Here is a 15,090-nt window from a genome sequence, read left to right as displayed (position 1 = left end):
TTCATGGCAATTTATGTTCAACTTGATGCTATATCTATTTAATTTGTCAAAGAGCATGGCCTGATGGCCTGAAAATAGAAAATCTATATATAAGGTTTCTGCAGTAGACTCAAGTTTATTAATCCAACCACCATCCCCACCTGCCCCGTAAGACCTTTGGTCTCTTACGGGGTTGCCAAAAGTTTTTACTGGTTGCAGAGGAACCGCCATTGTGTCTGCAAGGATGTCTTCTTCCCGCTCTTTGCCGTCGTAGGTTAGTTCATATTCTTTCTTTGTCTCAAAGGGGATAATATACCTGTAACTATCAGGAAGTGGTTTGCCTTCCTTCAGACATTTGGTTATAAACTCAATCTCTTCATTGCTGAGTTTATTCATACTTACTCCCTCAAAAAACGACAACCAAAACGACAACCAAAACGACAACCGATTTCATGCCAATATGTAGTGGGCGCCTCTCCCTTTCCCACTCAATTTAACTACTTCCAGATCCACTAATTTGGAAACTTCTTTTAGCGCAGCCTGTCTGGTGATTTTAAACATCTTTGAGATATCACCAATTGCTATTCTACCATTCTGGTTTATAAATTCTACCATCTGCATCTGTCTTTCAGTTAAAGCAATCTGTCCTCTTTTCGCCTTCCTCAACCTTTCACTACTGAGTCTAATTACCCTTTCTTTAACTGCCTCAATGCTTATATTTACCCCTTCGACAAAATATTCCAACCAGTTGGTCAGATCCAGAGTTTCTTGGTCAACGCTTTGCAATGCTCTGTAATAAGCCGGCCTATCTGAGTCATAATAATCGTCAAGGCAAAAGAACTGTTTGGTGTCAAAGCCCCGTAGATACAGAATCAAAGTTGCCAGGACTCTTGCAGTTCTGCCGTTCCCGTCAACAAAGGGATGGATTCTGACAAATTCATAATGGACTATTCCTGCTTCAAAAATGGGATCGAGCTCTTTCGCTTCTTTCGAGTTTATCCATCTAACTAAATCTCTTATTAACCTGGGCACATCTTCATTCTTTGGTGGCCTAAAAAATACCTCTCCGGTAAGTCTATTCGCCACTACGACATAACGGTTACGATAAACTCCGCAATCAGAAGGATTTTCCAATGTATCTTTAGTTAATATTTGATGAATATTTAAGATGTCTTTTTCGGTGATTTTCTCTCCCTTAGTTAGTTTACCGAGATTCCCTAATACCCTTAAATAGTTCAAAACCTCCAATTTATCCTTCCGGGTAGCCATCACCTCTCTTCCCTGGGCTAAGTCGCTTACCTGTTCCAAAGATAACCTGTTTCCCTCAATGCTAGTGGATGAATGGGCACTGTGGATTATTGCTTCACGCCTTAAAGCGACTTCCCATCTGGGAATTAAAGGTGAATTTAGAATTACCTCTCTTGCTGCAGAAATCCTGGTAAGTAACCGTACTACTCTATTTGTATATCTAAATATTGGCTTAAACATTCTTGCCTCTTTTCATACTCAAAAAATTTAGATTGTATTCTTCAATCAGTCCCTCATCGGCAAAGCTAAAATATTTATTATCGCCTACGATAATATGGTCCAAGACTTTAATTTGCATAAGATTACCAGCAAAAACTAAATCTTCTGTTATCTCTTTATCGCTCTGAGAAGGCTCAGGATTTCCCGAAGGATGATTATGAACAAAGATAAGACCGAGAGCATTGTTCCTGATCGCATTCTTTATAATCTCACGAGGGTAAACTGATGATGCATTCAATGTGCCTTCAAATAGATCTTCTATGTCTATAATTTGATTTTTCCCACCTAAGAAAATGACTTTAAAGACTTCTTTTTTCAGATCACGCATAGAATGATAAAGATAATCAAAAATTTCTCTTGAAGATTTACAGATGGGCTTTTCAAGAATCTTCTCTTTAAGAAACTCTCTGGCTACTTCCTGAATAAGTTTTATGCCAAAGGCGTTGTGAGGTCCAATTCCTTTAATCTCTTGAAGTTCTTCCATTGGTGTTTCAAGAACACCCCGAAGAGTTTTGAACTTTCTTATAGCCTCTTTTGCTTGTTGCTTGCAGTCTTTCCGAGGGGTTCCTAAGGTAAGAAGTAATTCCACAATCTCATAATCATGAAATCCCGAGATACCCGCTTTTATAAATTTCTCTCGCAATCTTCTCCGGTGACCTTCCCCTATATCTCTTGATTCTTGCATTTCCTATTACCTCAGGTATAAATTCACATAACTTGTTCATATCCGTACTTAGTATATACCTCTAAATTGGGAAGATATACGAAATTGGGATATAGCACTTATAGCCACTACACACCTTCCAATACTCAAAACCCTCACGAGGGGTTGTCCCCACCTCCGCTTCATGAAAATACCAGTTTCCACCGGGAGATTCAAGGATTCAAATCATAGGGTTCCAGGGGTCTAGGAGTCTAGGATTCTAGTGAAAGACAAACCCCTTGAATCCTTAAATCTTCCAAAAGAAGGAAATGCCTCATTAGGGGTTTCAGGAGGGTTCCGCCCACTACAGTAAAAAGCCCAAAGACACCTGAAAGTCAAAACGCCTTACAGGCTTAATTTTATCGTGAAGTATTTTCACGGTATATTTCCCCTCCTTAGATCACGATATGCTGGGATGATACCAAAGCCGTCGGCCTTCTTGACCGCCCTCTTCACGGCCTCCATAATGACGCCCTCAGCCAAGGCCCCCACGTTGTTCACATCCCCCTCCCTTCCCCCCAGGGAGAGGCCGAACACAATATCGCCGTCAAAGGTAGTATTGACCGGGGAGATGGTCTTGGCCAGTCCATTATGCGCCATCTGGGCCACCTTGATGATATCCTCTCTGTTCAGGGAGACGTTGGTGACGATCACACCGATGGTCGTATTACCCATGGGCGGCCTCCCCAGACCCTTTTTCTGGACCCCCTTCCGGAGGAGCTCGGCCGTGCTCACCAAACTAAGCCCCTCTTCATCCTCTCTGAGCCCTACGAGGATCTCACCTGTCCTCTCATCCACCACGTCCCCCAGGGCATTCACCACTACCAATGCCCCCACCACAATCCCTCCACCACCCTCCATGCTGGCTGTGCCCACCCCTCCTTTGGAAGCCCTCGGTAACTCAAAAAGCTTGCCCACCGTGGCCCCTGTGCCCACCCCTACGCTCCCCTCCTCCACTGCTCCGGATGAGGCATTGAGGCAGGCCTGATAGGCCATCTCGGCATCTGGGCGTACCCTATGATCGCCCAGGGCGAGGTCGAAGATCACCGCTGTGGGGACAATGGGGATGTGGGTGACCCCCACATCGAATCCCTTCCCCCTCTCCTCAAGGCAACGTACCACACCACCCGCCGCATCCAGGCCAAATGAGCTTCCCCCTGTGAGGAGGATGGCATGAATCCGCTGGACCAAATGAACGGGGTAAAGGGCATCCAACTGTCGGGTCCCGGCGGCCGAACCCCTAATCTCTACCCCTCCTACTGCCCCCTCCTCACAGAGGATGACCGTGCAGCCTGTCAAGGCCTCAAAGTTGCTGGCATGTCCTACACGGATTCCTTCTATATCGGTAATGGCGCTGAACATCCCTTTTCTTTTATCCTCCAAGTAACCGTCCATGACGGTTACTCTTGCTATTGATAATGAAAATAATCTCTTCCTTTTCTTGAAGCCAGCGTTGAGGGGAGCATCCCCTCAAACTCCCCCAAAAAGGTTTTCTCTTTTCGGGGGTTTCAGGGGGCGAAGCCCCCTGAAGTTGGTCCTTAAAGGTGATTGAGATTAAAAGAAATCCTGTGTTATGAAATTCCATACTCTTCCAAAGTAAGGATAGCAAAGCCCTTCTCCCCTTGTCAAACCTTCTCCTTGACATCAACCTGCATAACTGGTTAAATCAAAAAAGGAAGGCTGAATTGGGACCTCAGAGTGAATGGGTTTATATGCCGGCGTTTGGCTCGTCCAGAAGATGGGCCGTCGCTTCTATCTTTTGCAATGTGGGCTCTGTAACCGAGGTATTAGATATATGAATGCTCAGCATGTGGTAATCATAACGGGAAAAGGAGGAGTGGGAAAGACCACCATCGCCGTCAATATGGCGGTGCTCTGGGCCCAGGAGGGGTGGGAGGTGGGCCTTCTGGACGCCGACATCCACTCTCCCAATATCCCCAGAATGTTGGGCATTAAACCCCAGGGGATTGAAGGGTTGGTGGAGGGGATAGAACCTGCCTCTCCTATGGAGGGACTCAAGGTAGTCTCCATGGCCCTCTTTCTGCACAATCAGGAGACACCCATTGCGTGGCGCGGACCCATCAAACAAGGGGTGATCAAACAGTTCATCTCCGATTCCCACTGGGGGGAGCTAGATTTTCTCATCGTCGATCTGCCCGCTGGAACGGGAGATGAGGCCATGAGCGCCGTACATTTCCTCAAAGGGGTGGCCGGGGCCCTGATCGTCACTACACCTCAAGCCCTATCGTTGTTGGAGGCCCAAAGGACGGCCTCCTTCTTCCGCCAGCTCCATGTTCCCGCCATCGGTTTAATAGAAAATATGGTCGACTTCACCTGCCCCCATTGTGAAAGGCCCTTAACCCCCTTTGGTAAAGGTGAAGGCGAAAGGGTGGCCAAAGATTTGGAGATGCCCTTTTTGGGGAGGATACCGGTTGACCCTGAGGTGTCGAAATGCAGTGATAAGGGGGAACCGTTCATCACCTCCTTCCCCCGATCGAAAACCGCCAGCAAGTTGAGTGAGATAGGCCAGCGGTGCAAGGAACTGATAGAAGAAGGGGTGCGGCTCACCCTGGTGACACAGGTTTTATATAAATAAAAAGGAGATCATCATGGATCTTATGGAGGCCATCAGGGGGAGGAGATCAGTGAGGGCCTATAAGGGAGATCCGGTCCCCGAAGAGAAGTTAAGGGGTGTTCTGGAGGCCGTTCGATGGGCACCCTCTTGGGCCAATACCCAGTGCTGGGAGGTCACTATAGTCAGGGAGGAGGAGACCAAGAGGAGGTTGGCCGATGTCTTCCCTATGGGGAACCCTGCCCGGAAGGGGATCTTACAAGCCCCCCTCACGCTGGTATTTTTAGGTATCGAGGGGAAAGCTGGCTTTAAAAAAGGGGAGGCCTGTACTGACAAGGGGGATTGGTATATGTTCGACGTCGCCCTCGCCATGCAGAACCTCTGCTTGGCCGCCCATGCCATGGGCCTCGGAACGGTGATTGTCGGCTACTTCGATGCTGCAAAGGTGGCGGAGATCCTTCAAGTCCCTCAGGGGAGGGCAGTGGTGGCCATGACCCCCCTCGGCTTCCCAGAGGAGGCTCCATCGTCCCCCAAGAGGAAGGAGATCGAGGAGTTCGTCTATTATGAAAAATATGGGAGGCGCTAAAGGGTGAGGAGACAGAGGCGTTTTTGCCCCTTATGTGGTGGGGAGTTGGAGAAGGTCTTCCGCCATGGAAAGGTGAGGCTATATTGTGGGAGGTGTGACACGATACACTATGAAAACCCCCTTCCGGCCACTGCATCTCTGGTCCTCGATGGTGATGGTCAACTCCTCTTGGTCAAAAGGGGAATGGACCCGGGCAAGGGGAAGTGGGGCCTCCCCGGAGGCTTTGTGGAGGCGGACGAGGCCCCTGGTGAGGGTGTATTACGGGAGTTAAAGGAGGAGACCGGTTTGACCGGAGAAGTGGAGAGGTTAATAGATGTGGTCTATGAAGATAGCCCCTTTTATGGCCCCTTGATCATCATCGGCTACAAGGTCACCCCCATGGGGGGAGATTTGATGGCAGGGGATGACGCCGTAGAGGTAAGGTATTTCCCTCTAAATGGCCTCCCCAGAGTGGCCTTTGACTCGCACCAGACCCTTATTGAGAAGATAGAAAGGATAGGAAATTGAAGTACACCTATGGCCCCGTTCCCTCCAGACGCTTGGGGATATCCCTAGGGGTGGATCTGGTCCCGAAAAAGGTCTGCACCTATAATTGCATTTACTGCCAGATAGGGAGAACTACCCTCCAGACCATTGAGCGCCAAGAGTATTTTCCCGCCCAAGCCATCCTCCATGACGTGAAGGAGGCCATCAAAGAGTGGGGAGACGATGTGGACTATATCGCCATCTCCGGCTCAGGGGAGCCCACCCTCAACCTCAAGATAGGTGAGGTGATCCAGGGTATAAAGGGGTTGACCTCATGCCCATTGGCCGTTATCACCAATGGTTCCCTCCTCTGCCTTGAGGAGGTGAGGAGGGACCTTCTTCTGGCCGATGTGGTCATGCCGTCGCTGGATGCCGTCACCCCCCATGTCTTCCGCACCGTTAACAGACCCCATTCCTCTCTGGAGATCAAGGAGGTCATCCAAGGATTGGCCGATTTCAGGAGGGAGTACAGGGGACAGATCTGGCTGGAGGTCCTTTTGTGCAGGGGGGTAAACGATGGACCGGGGGAGATAAAGAGACTAAAAGAAGTCATCCGCACCATCCAACCCGACAAAGTACAGCTCAATACGGTAGTGAGGCCTTCGGTGGAGGATTATGCCTTCCCCCTCACCCCCAGCAAGATGGAGAGGATTAAGGCGGCTCTGGGGAATGGTGCAGAAATCATTGCAGAGTTCGAGGGGCATGGACACAAGATACCCTGGGAAAATCTAGAGGAGAAGGTGATACGCCTCATACAGCGCAGGCCGGTGACCCCGGATGACCTCTCTAAGACCCTAGGTGTCCACGATCTGGAGGTCACGAAGATCTTGGATAAACTTACCAAGGAAGGAGCGATCAAATATCGGGTCTTCAATCAGAGACTATATTATGAGGTGGCCAACAGGGTCTCGTAACCCTTTTCTTTTAAAATCTAAAAAATTCTGATAGTTTTTATATCCAAATTGACCTTGCATACCGCCCAATTCAGCAGTAAAATTCCCTATCGATCTCGGCAGACCTCAAAACTCCATTGCAGGATAAATCAAGTAGAGTTTAGGGCTTGCCCCTGATCTACATAAGCATATTCTTTTGTCTCAGAGGAGGGGAGATGATCAAAGACCAAATCGCTTGGCAGGGCGTAAGAGACGAGGCAGTGGAGGTCCTCAGTGCATACATCAAGATCAACACCACCAACCCCCCAGGGAACGAGATGGAGGCAGCCCGCTACCTGGAGGGGATATTGAGCAAAGAGGGAATCAATACCACCATTTATGAACCCATCACCCAACGGGCCAACCTCATGGCCGTCTTGCCCGGGGAAGGGACAGAGGCGCCGATGATCCTCCTCAACCACATGGATGTGGTTCCCGTGGAGGAGGACAAATGGGAGTTAGACCCCTTTGGCGGAATCGTCAAGGATGGCTATATCCATGGGCGCGGTACCATCGACATGAAGGGTAAGGGCGTAGCAGAGCTGATGGCCATGCTCTTGCTGAAGAGATACAAGATCCCATTGAAGAGGGATATCATCTTCTTGGCCACCGCCGACGAGGAGGCCGGAGGGAGGTGGGGGGTCAAGTGGATGCTGGAGCGAGAACCCCGCCTGAAGGAGGCAGCCTTTGTTCTCAACGAAGGGGGTACCATCCTCTTGCGGGAAAATGGTGAGGTAGATCACTATGAGATAGCGACGGCCCAGAAGGTGGTCTCTCAGTTCACCTTGAGGGCGAGAGGAAGATCGGGCCATGGCTCCAGGCCCCATGGTGATAGTGCCAATGTCAAGTTGATCAGGGCCCTCAGCCGGGTGGTGGAGTGGGAGGCCCCTTTTGTGATAATTCCGCTGGTAAAAAAATACTTCGCCAACCTGGCCAAGCTCAAACCCCCTGAGGAGGCGAAGGGGTATCAAGATATAGAAGGGGCCTTACGCGACCCCTCCTTTGCCGAGGTCTTTACCGCCAACCCGAATTACAACGCCATGGTGAGAAATACCTTCACGCCCACCATCTTAAGAGCGGGAAACAAGGTAAACGTTATCCCCTCGGAGGCCGAGGCAGTCTTTGACTGTCGCATCCTCCCTGGGACCTCCGGCGAGGACCTCTTCGCTCAACTCCGGGAGGTCATCGGGGATAAGGAGATAGAGATATCCTCCCTGCCGGACTTCGAGAGCCACTCCCTCCCCCCTTCTCCTACAGACAACGAGCTTTATAAGGCCATCTACAAAGTGGCTCAGAGGAAGGACCCTGACTGCATGGTCACCCCCTTTCTCATCACCGGGGCCACTGACAGCCGCTTTTTCCGGGAGGTGGGGGTACCCTGCTACGATTTCTCCCCTTTTCGCCTGATACAGGAGGAGTTAAAATCAGTCCACGGTCATAATGAACGGATATCTATAGAAAACTTGGGCTTCGCCTGCGAGGTCATCTTCGAGATCGTGCAAGAGGTGGCCGCTGGGTGATGGCGATCATCTCCCGCACCGCCCTCTCCATTCCCACCAATACTGCCCGGGCCACGATGCTGTGACCTATGCTCAATTCCTCTATCTCTGGGATATCGGCTATCCTGCTCACATTGAAGTAGTTGAGACCATGCCCGGCCTTCACCTCCAGGCCGAGGCCATGGGCCTCCTTGACCGCCACCATCACCTTCTTTAGTTCCTCGTCCACCTCCTGAGGGGTCCTGGCCTCACAATAGAGGCCAGTATGGATCTCAATGGCATCAGCCCCTACCTCATGGGCAAGCCTTATCTGTTTCAGGACGGGGTCGATGAAGAGGCTCACCTTTATCCCTGCCCCCTTTAAGATCTTTACCACCCCCCCTATCCTCTCCCGGTTTTTCAGGACATCGAGCCCCCCTTCGGTGGTCAACTCCTTCCTCCCTTCGGGGACCAGGGTCGATATATCTGGCCTTATCTGGGAGGCGATCTCCACCATCTCATCAGTGGCAGCCATCTCCATGTTCAAGCTCGTTTTGACGGTCTCCCTCAGGATCCGTAGATCCCTGTCCTTGATATGCCTCCTGTCCTCCCTCAGGTGGACCACTATACACTCCGCTCCCGCCAGCTCAGCTAGGCCAGCGGCAATCACCGGGTCTGGATAAGTAATCCCCCTTGCCTCCCGTAAGGTGGCCACATGATCGATGTTTACCCCTAATCTCGGCAAGATAAACCTCCTATCCCAAGGTATTTTGAACTGTCTCAGCCATGGAATCTGCCATCCTGGATATCTTCACCTCTTCCGCAAAAGATCTTGATCCCCTTGTCGTAAAAGGGGTTGTGGGAGGCGGAGATGACCACCCCCGCACACCATCTGTACCAAACAACTCCCTCATTTTCCCCCTTTCTCCCCCTTAATCTCAACGATGACCTTAACCCTCTTTTCCACCCCTTTTTTTAATCTTAGGTCGGTGAGCCTAAGGGGCACCTCGACCTTTACGGTCTCTTTAAGACCAGAGATGTCTACCTCCTCGGTCGACACCTCCCTGAGCTTGATCAACTGAGTGTGTGCCCCCTGCAGATTGATATAGGAAGGATCGACAGAGATCTTGATGACTCGATGACCCTTTGCAGGCCTCCCCTTCACCAGGGCCTTGACGCGCACTATCTTGTCCGCTATCCTGTCGAGGTCAACCTTGACAGAGGAGGGGCTTATCTGGGTAACCTTTAGACCTTGGGGTACATTTAAATTGTTAGGAAGTATGTCAAAGGAGTTCGGCCCGGGCTTGGCGCGGGAAAGATCAACTTTTGCCCTGATCTCTCTGGTGGAAAGCCTCTCCAACTGCGAAAGGGGACCATTGATGCGCACATTTATGGCCTCCTCGGTCACACGGGTGACGATGAGGCGCGAGGGGAGGCGATACAGCTCCAAAGGCACCACCAACCCTACCTCCCCACCCCTCTCGCTCTTGACAAATAGCCACAGGATAACGGCAAGGATGAGGGCAATGATCTTTAAGACTGGATTTTGGGTAAAAATTTTCAAATTCATCGCCTTATCTTAACGAAAATCGATGTCTTTTCTTCTTGCTGCCGACAAAGAGGTTGTATAAAACCCGTCTAAGCCCACTGGCATCCAGGTTTCTCGTCAACTTTCCAGCAATGGCCACGGAGATGACCCCCTTCTCCTCAGAGACCACGATGACCACAGCGTCGGTCTCCTCAGAAAGGCCCAGGGCCGCTCGATGACGGGTCCCCAGGGTCTTGAGCACGCGCGGGTTGGCGCTCAAGGGTAGAAAACAGCGGGCAGCCGTCAATTTGCCCCTTTGAATCAGGATGGCTCCGTCGTGAAGGGGAGAAGGAGGGGAAAAGATGGTGGTAATCAGTTCCTTTGTTACCTTGCCATCTATGGTTACGCCCACCTCCACGTGTTTGTCCGCCTCGGCCTCCCTCTCCAAGACAATTAATGCCCCTATCTGCCTCCTGGCCATACTGAGGGCAGCATCAATGATCTCGTCTAGAATCGGCGCACCATAAGGGGAATACGCCCCGAAAAAAAAGGGGTTCTTGCCCACCGTGGAGAGGGCACGGCGGATGTCATGCTGGAATATCACCACGATGATCAGGATGATGGAGCTCAGGAAACTGTTCAAGATCCAGTGCAGCGCCATCAATCTCCCCTTTTGGGAGATCAGGAAGGCGAGGATGAGCAAGACCAGACCGATGAGCATCTGCAGCGACCGGGTCCCGCGGAGCAGCAGGATGATCCAGTAAATCACCGCTGCAACGATGAGGATATCCACGGCGTCCTGCCACCTGAAATAGGCAAAGGCCTCCTCTATCCCCATCATCTCCTTTATACCTCTTCATTTATAATGGCGTCCACCATATCGACCACCTGCCTGGTCGGGGCCACGTCATGGGCCCTCACGATGTGGGCACCTTTCATAGCAGAGACGGCTACTGTCGCCAGGGTACCTATCTCCCTCTGATGCACCTCAAGGTCCAATACTGCACCGATAAAAGACTTGCGAGAGGTCCCAATCAAGAGCGGTCTTCCAAGGATATTGAGATCACCGAGACGGTTGAGGATCACGACATTGTCCTGGACCCTCTTCCCGAACCCAATACCTGGATCAACGATCACCTGTTGGGGGTCTACCCCCGCCTTCTCGGCCTCCTCTATCCCCTTGCGCAGATAGGCGATGATCTCCCCCATAAGGTCTTCATAATGGGGGTTCTGCTGCATCGACTTTGGGGTCCCCTTTATATGCATAATGACCAGAGGGGAATCGTATCTGGCGGCTACATAGGCCATCTGCGGATCAAAGCGCAGACCACTTATGTCATTGATCATCTGGGCCCCAGCCTCGATGGCCCTCTCGGCCACCTGCGACTTATAGGTGTCCACCGAGATGGGGATCTCGAGACGGGAGGTCAGCCCCTCTATGATGGGGATGACCCTCCTCAATTCCTCCTCAAGGGGGAGGGGATCAGAGCCAGGCCTGGAAGACTCCCCTCCCACGTCGATGATGTCTGCCCCTTCCTCGGCCATCTTTAGACCGTGCTCGATGGCCCTTGCTGGTTCAAAGAAGAGCCCCCCATTGGAAAAGGAGTCCGGGGTGACGTTTAAGACGCCCATCAGCAAGGTCCGCTCCCCTAATCTCAGCTCTCTGTCCTGGCAACGCAGTAAAAATGTCCTTCTGCCCCCATTAGAGAGAGGATTCATGCCAATGCCCCTCCATAGATGATCTGATCGATCTCATCGCCTGTGAGGGACTCCCTCTCTAACAGCGTTTGGGCCAACTTGTGCAAGGTATCGATGTTTTTCTTGAGGATCTCCTTGGCCCTCTCGTAACACTCCATCACGATCCTCTTTATCTCCCTATCTATCTCCTGGGCGGTCATCTCGCTGTAGTCCCGGTGCTGGGCAATCTCCCTGCCGCGGAAGATCTGCTCCTCCTTCTGGCCAAAGGCAAGGGGCCCCAAAGAATCGCTCATCCCCCACTCGCATACCATCTTCCTGGCCACCTCTGTTGCCTTCTCGATATCGTTTCCCGCCCCGGTGGTGAAACGCTGCAGGACCAGCCCCTCTGCTGCCCGCCCCCCCATCAGGGTAGTGATATTGGTGATGAGATAGTCTCTGGAATAAATATGTCTCTCATCAAGGGGCAACTGCTGAGTAATCCCTAGGGCATGACCCCTGGGGATAATGGTCACCTTATGGATAGGATCAGATCCGGGTACCAGCTTGGCCACCAGGGCATGCCCTGCCTCGTGGTAGGCAGTATCTTTTTTCTCCTCCTCACTGATGATCATGCTCCGCCGCTCCGTCCCCATCATTACTTTATCCTTGGCCTGCTCTAGATCCTGCATGTCTATAACCTTTTTATTCTGCTTGGCAGCCAGCAGAGCGGCCTCGTTCACCAAATTTTCTAAATCGGCCCCGGTGAACCCTGGTGTGCCCCTGGCCAACACCTTCAGATCCACGTCATTGGCGAGGGGGCTGTTCCTGCTATGCACTTTTAGGATTTGCTCCCTTCCCTTTATATCGGGGATGGGGAGCATTACCTGTCTGTCGAAACGTCCAGGGCGAAGGAGGGCCGTGTCCAAGATATCGGGTCTGTTGGTGGCAGCAATTAAGATGATCCCCTCATTGACCTCAAAACCGTCCATCTCCACCAGGAGCTGGTTCAGGGTCTGCTCCCTCTCGTCATGACCTCCACCGAGGCCGGCCCCCCGGTATCTCCCCACCGCATCTATCTCATCGATGAAGATGATACAGGGGGTGCTCCTCTTGGCCTGTATAAAGAGGTCTCTCACCCGCGAGGCCCCCACCCCCACAAACATCTCCACAAAGTCAGAGCCGCTGATATTGAAGAAGGGGACATCTGCCTCCCCAGCAATGGCCCGGGCGAGAAGAGTCTTGCCGGTACCTGGGGGGCCTACCAACAGAACCCCTTTGGGTATCCTCCCTCCCAGCTTGGTAAATCTCTGAGGATCTTTCAAAAACTCGATGATCTCTGTTACTTCCTCCTTTGATTCCTCTATCCCGGCCACATCTTTGAAGGTAACCTTCTTGTCTTGGTTCTTGAGGAAGATCTTTGCCCGGCTCTTTCCAAAGGACATGGCCTTGCCGCCCCCTATCTGCATCTGCCTCATAAAAAAGATCCAAACCCCGATCAATAGGAGCATGGGAAGCCATGAGATCAAAACAGAGTGCCAAACGGATGATTCATTCTCGGGTTTGGCCGCTATCTCGATGCCCTTCTCACGCAGCATCTTGACCAGATCAGGATCGTTGGGGGCGAAGGTCTTAAAAGAGGCCCCGCTCAGGAACTTGCCCGATATCTTGTTCCCCTGTATGGTGACACTGGCCACCTCGCCTGAGGCTACTGCGGTGACGAATTCGCTGAAGACTATCTCCTTCTCCTTTTTCCCTTTAGGGGAAAAGGAGTTGAAGAGAAGGATCATCATTAACCCGAGGATCAACCAAAAGATCAAACTCTTATGTATCTGGCCCATTATTACCTCACAATACCATTCTTTTAATAGATATATATTAAATTAATAACATAATTTAGAAGATTTATCAACAAAAATGGGGAAATAAACTCATCAAACTTCCTCTCCCTGACACCCTTTGCAAAAGGGGTTGACAAAACTGAGGGGAAGAACTAGATTATCTGTAAGATCGCGGGGTGGAGCAGTCTGGTAGCTCGTCGGGCTCATAACCCGAAGGTCGGTAGTTCAAATCTACCCCCCGCTACCAAGGATTTTGAGGGGTTAGCAAATTGCTAGCCCCTTTTTTTTTGCTTTCTCGCCCCATTGCTCCCTAAGGCTTGAACTAAAACAGTGTCTAAATGCCTTCTGTTGACAAGATGAGGGATTCCTGTTATTTAGAAAATACGATAAGGACATGATCCATATTTAGGTGCCCTCTGCGGAGGGTTAAAAGGGAAGCAGGTGCAAATCCTGAGCGGGCCCGCCTCTGTGAGCGCTGATGAAACCTGCATAAGGCCACTGTCCTGGTAATCCGGGATGGGAAGGTGCAGGAAGTAGGATGATGCGCGAGCCAGAAAACCTGCCTAAATATGCTTCACGTTAGGTCTTCGAAGGTAAGACTGTGAAGGCATAGAGGTTTCGGATCCCCGGTTTCCTTCTGAGACCGGGGATTTTCTATAGGGCCAAGGTTAGAAGGAAAAAGAACTCTAAAGGGGAGAAACCTATGTGGACCTTCTTTGTCAGGGGCGGACCCATCATGTATCCGCTGTTGATCTGCTCCCTCATTTCCCTCGCCATCATTGTGGAGAGGATCATCTTCTGGCTGGATGCGGAGAGGGGGAGGGATAAGTTTTTGATCAGTGAGATCTTAAGGCTGACCGAAAGGGGGCTATATGAGGAGGCGGCCCAGCGGGTCAAGGATTCTAAGGACTACATTGCTAGGGTGTTGATGGGGGGGATCGTTCATCGAAATTACTCCCTCTCACAGGCTATGGAGATGGGTGCTGAGGAAGAAATAAAAAGGATGAAAAAGAACCTCAATATCCTCGACACCATTATCACCTTGGCCCCGCTTTTGGGTATTCTGGGCACAGTCATCGGGATCATCAATTCCTTTCACCTCTTGGGGGCGGCAGGGATAGAAAGCCCCAGGGTGGTCACCGAAGGAATCGCCCAGGCCCTCATCACCACGGCCACAGGATTGGCCATCGCTATCATGACCCTGATCCCCTACAACTATTTCCTCTCCCGCATTGAGCGTGCTACTAGGGAAATGGAAAAATTTGCCAGCAGCCTGGAGCTCACCTTCGAGCGACAGAGGAATCTTATGGTCCCATGGACTTCAGACAGGAGAAAAGATGAGGGTCAAACGGGGGTTCAATAGAAGGCCCAGGATCGAGATGATCCCCCTCATCGATGTGGTCTTCCTGCTGCTGGTCTTCTTCATCTACTCCATGCTCTCCATGACCATCCACCGAGGGCTCCCCGTGCACCTGCCCGCAGCCTCCACCTCTCAAGTGGACAAGCAAGAGTTTATCTCCGTCACCTTACAAAGGGATGGAAGGCTTTTCTTGGAGGATAAAGAGGCAGATCTGCATTCCCTCCCCTCACTCCTAACTATGGCAAAGGAGAAGGACCCCGATATCAAGGTCTACCTGCGGGCGGACAAGGAGGTGAGTTATCAGAGGGTGGTGGAGGTCTTGGACCTAGTCAGATCAGCAGGTATCTACAAGCTTGCCCTGGAGACCCAATGGAAAAAGAGATAA

General features: G+C 51.2%; 16 protein-coding genes, 1 tRNA gene, 1 pseudogene and 1 riboswitch. Of the genes and pseudogenes, 8 read left to right on the top strand and 10 right to left on the bottom strand.

Annotation, left to right across the window (positions count from 1 at the left end; genetic code table 11):
* Positions 1-171: 171 nt before the first annotated feature.
* From JRI46_09790 to JRI46_09775, 4 genes and pseudogenes are all read right to left on the bottom strand, one after another.
* Positions 172-375 (bottom strand): annotated as a pseudogene (locus tag JRI46_09790) (site-specific DNA-methyltransferase).
* A gap of 54 nt (positions 376-429) precedes the next feature.
* A complete protein-coding gene (locus tag JRI46_09785) occupies positions 430-1,467 on the bottom strand; it encodes a Fic family protein (protein MBW2039870.1) in 1,038 nt (345 codons plus the stop codon).
* On the bottom strand, positions 1,460-2,191 hold the full coding sequence (gene radC / locus JRI46_09780; GenBank protein ID MBW2039869.1) for a DNA repair protein RadC: 732 nt from the start codon (positions 2,189-2,191) through the stop codon (positions 1,460-1,462). The genes JRI46_09785 and radC overlap by 8 nt, the downstream gene beginning before the upstream one ends.
* 393 nt (positions 2,192-2,584) lie before the next feature.
* Positions 2,585-3,571, bottom strand: coding sequence for a P1 family peptidase (locus JRI46_09775; GenBank protein ID MBW2039868.1), 987 nt, complete (start codon positions 3,569-3,571; stop codon positions 2,585-2,587).
* A gap of 340 nt (positions 3,572-3,911) precedes the next feature.
* Here JRI46_09775 and JRI46_09770 point away from each other — a divergent pair, with 340 nt between their 5' ends.
* From JRI46_09770 to JRI46_09750, 5 genes are all read left to right on the top strand, one after another.
* Entirely contained in the window at positions 3,912-4,805 is an 894-nt protein-coding gene (locus JRI46_09770; GenBank protein MBW2039867.1) for an Mrp/NBP35 family ATP-binding protein, read from the top strand.
* A 10-nt stretch (positions 4,806-4,815) separates the two neighbouring features.
* Positions 4,816-5,367, top strand: coding sequence for a nitroreductase family protein (locus JRI46_09765; GenBank protein ID MBW2039866.1), 552 nt, complete (start codon positions 4,816-4,818; stop codon positions 5,365-5,367).
* Positions 5,368-5,412: 45 nt separating this feature from the next.
* Positions 5,413-5,874: an NUDIX domain-containing protein gene (locus JRI46_09760; GenBank protein MBW2039865.1), complete on the top strand. Its 462-nt coding sequence runs from the start codon at positions 5,413-5,415 to the stop codon at positions 5,872-5,874.
* Complete coding sequence (locus tag JRI46_09755) at positions 5,871-6,806, top strand: radical SAM protein (protein MBW2039864.1); 936 nt, start codon at positions 5,871-5,873, stop codon at positions 6,804-6,806. Before JRI46_09760 ends, JRI46_09755 begins: the two co-directional genes overlap by 4 nt.
* A 194-nt stretch (positions 6,807-7,000) precedes the next feature.
* A complete protein-coding gene (locus JRI46_09750; GenBank protein MBW2039863.1) occupies positions 7,001-8,344 on the top strand; it encodes a M20/M25/M40 family metallo-hydrolase in 1,344 nt (447 codons plus the stop codon).
* On the opposite strand, the gene JRI46_09745 is transcribed toward JRI46_09750, so the two are convergent.
* From JRI46_09745 to ftsH, 6 genes are read right to left on the bottom strand one after another with little or no spacing between them, the layout of a single operon-like run.
* Positions 8,307-9,050, bottom strand: coding sequence for a pyridoxine 5'-phosphate synthase (locus JRI46_09745; GenBank protein MBW2039862.1), 744 nt, complete (start codon positions 9,048-9,050; stop codon positions 8,307-8,309). The genes JRI46_09750 and JRI46_09745 overlap by 38 nt on opposite strands.
* A 32-nt stretch (positions 9,051-9,082) precedes the next feature.
* Positions 9,083-9,244, bottom strand: coding sequence for a hypothetical protein (locus JRI46_09740; GenBank protein MBW2039861.1), 162 nt, complete (start codon positions 9,242-9,244; stop codon positions 9,083-9,085).
* Positions 9,213-9,872, bottom strand: a complete 660-nt coding sequence (locus JRI46_09735) for a hypothetical protein (GenBank protein MBW2039860.1) — start codon at positions 9,870-9,872, stop codon at positions 9,213-9,215. The genes JRI46_09740 and JRI46_09735 overlap by 32 nt, the downstream gene beginning before the upstream one ends.
* 4 nt (positions 9,873-9,876) lie before the next feature.
* The gene (locus tag JRI46_09730; protein MBW2039859.1) at positions 9,877-10,668 is read right to left on the bottom strand and encodes a TIGR00159 family protein; all 792 of its coding nucleotides are present in this window, start codon (positions 10,666-10,668) and stop codon (positions 9,877-9,879) included.
* 8 nt (positions 10,669-10,676) lie between these two features.
* Positions 10,677-11,549, bottom strand: coding sequence for a dihydropteroate synthase (gene folP / locus JRI46_09725; protein ID MBW2039858.1), 873 nt, complete (start codon positions 11,547-11,549; stop codon positions 10,677-10,679).
* Positions 11,546-13,345, bottom strand: a complete 1,800-nt coding sequence (gene ftsH, locus JRI46_09720) for an ATP-dependent zinc metalloprotease FtsH (protein MBW2039857.1) — start codon at positions 13,343-13,345, stop codon at positions 11,546-11,548. Before ftsH ends, folP begins: the two co-directional genes overlap by 4 nt.
* Before the next feature lie 170 nt (positions 13,346-13,515).
* Between ftsH and JRI46_09715 the strand changes: the two genes are divergently transcribed.
* From JRI46_09715 to JRI46_09705, 3 genes are all read left to right on the top strand, one after another.
* Positions 13,516-13,592 (top strand) — tRNA-Met (locus JRI46_09715).
* A gap of 143 nt (positions 13,593-13,735) precedes the next feature.
* A riboswitch (cobalamin riboswitch) is annotated at positions 13,736-13,927 on the top strand.
* Between the two features lie 121 nt (positions 13,928-14,048).
* The gene (locus tag JRI46_09710) at positions 14,049-14,708 is read left to right on the top strand and encodes a MotA/TolQ/ExbB proton channel family protein (GenBank protein MBW2039856.1); all 660 of its coding nucleotides are present in this window, start codon (positions 14,049-14,051) and stop codon (positions 14,706-14,708) included.
* Positions 14,683-15,090 (top strand): biopolymer transporter ExbD, encoded by a 408-nt coding sequence (locus JRI46_09705; GenBank protein MBW2039855.1) that lies wholly within the window; start codon positions 14,683-14,685, stop codon positions 15,088-15,090. The genes JRI46_09710 and JRI46_09705 overlap by 26 nt, the downstream gene beginning before the upstream one ends.

Source organism: Deltaproteobacteria bacterium, assembly GCA_019308925.1.
In the GTDB taxonomy this organism is placed as follows: domain Bacteria; phylum Desulfobacterota; class B13-G15; order B13-G15; family RBG-16-54-18; genus JAFDHG01.
The sequence above is the reverse complement of the archived record's forward strand: the minus strand, read 5'-3'. Positions and strand labels throughout refer to the sequence as shown.

What these genes read in the sequence shown, in the direction of transcription:
- JRI46_09785 (MBW2039870.1), bottom strand. Translation starts at nt 1,467, where the DNA reads ATGTTTAAGCCAATATTTAGATATACAAATAGAGTAGTACGGTTACTT.
- radC (MBW2039869.1), bottom strand. Translation starts at nt 2,191, where the DNA reads ATGCAAGAATCAAGAGATATAGGGGAAGGTCACCGGAGAAGATTGCGA.
- JRI46_09775 (MBW2039868.1), bottom strand. Translation starts at nt 3,571, where the DNA reads ATGTTCAGCGCCATTACCGATATAGAAGGAATCCGTGTAGGACATGCC.
- JRI46_09770 (MBW2039867.1), top strand. Translation starts at nt 3,912, where the DNA reads ATGGGTTTATATGCCGGCGTTTGGCTCGTCCAGAAGATGGGCCGTCGC.
- JRI46_09750 (MBW2039863.1), top strand. Translation starts at nt 7,001, where the DNA reads ATGATCAAAGACCAAATCGCTTGGCAGGGCGTAAGAGACGAGGCAGTG.
- JRI46_09735 (MBW2039860.1), bottom strand. Translation starts at nt 9,872, where the DNA reads ATGAATTTGAAAATTTTTACCCAAAATCCAGTCTTAAAGATCATTGCC.
- JRI46_09730 (MBW2039859.1), bottom strand. Translation starts at nt 10,668, where the DNA reads ATGGGGATAGAGGAGGCCTTTGCCTATTTCAGGTGGCAGGACGCCGTG.
- folP (MBW2039858.1), bottom strand. Translation starts at nt 11,549, where the DNA reads ATGAATCCTCTCTCTAATGGGGGCAGAAGGACATTTTTACTGCGTTGC.
- ftsH (MBW2039857.1), bottom strand. Translation starts at nt 13,345, where the DNA reads ATGGGCCAGATACATAAGAGTTTGATCTTTTGGTTGATCCTCGGGTTA.
- JRI46_09710 (MBW2039856.1), top strand. Translation starts at nt 14,049, where the DNA reads ATGTGGACCTTCTTTGTCAGGGGCGGACCCATCATGTATCCGCTGTTG.
- JRI46_09705 (MBW2039855.1), top strand. Translation starts at nt 14,683, where the DNA reads ATGAGGGTCAAACGGGGGTTCAATAGAAGGCCCAGGATCGAGATGATC.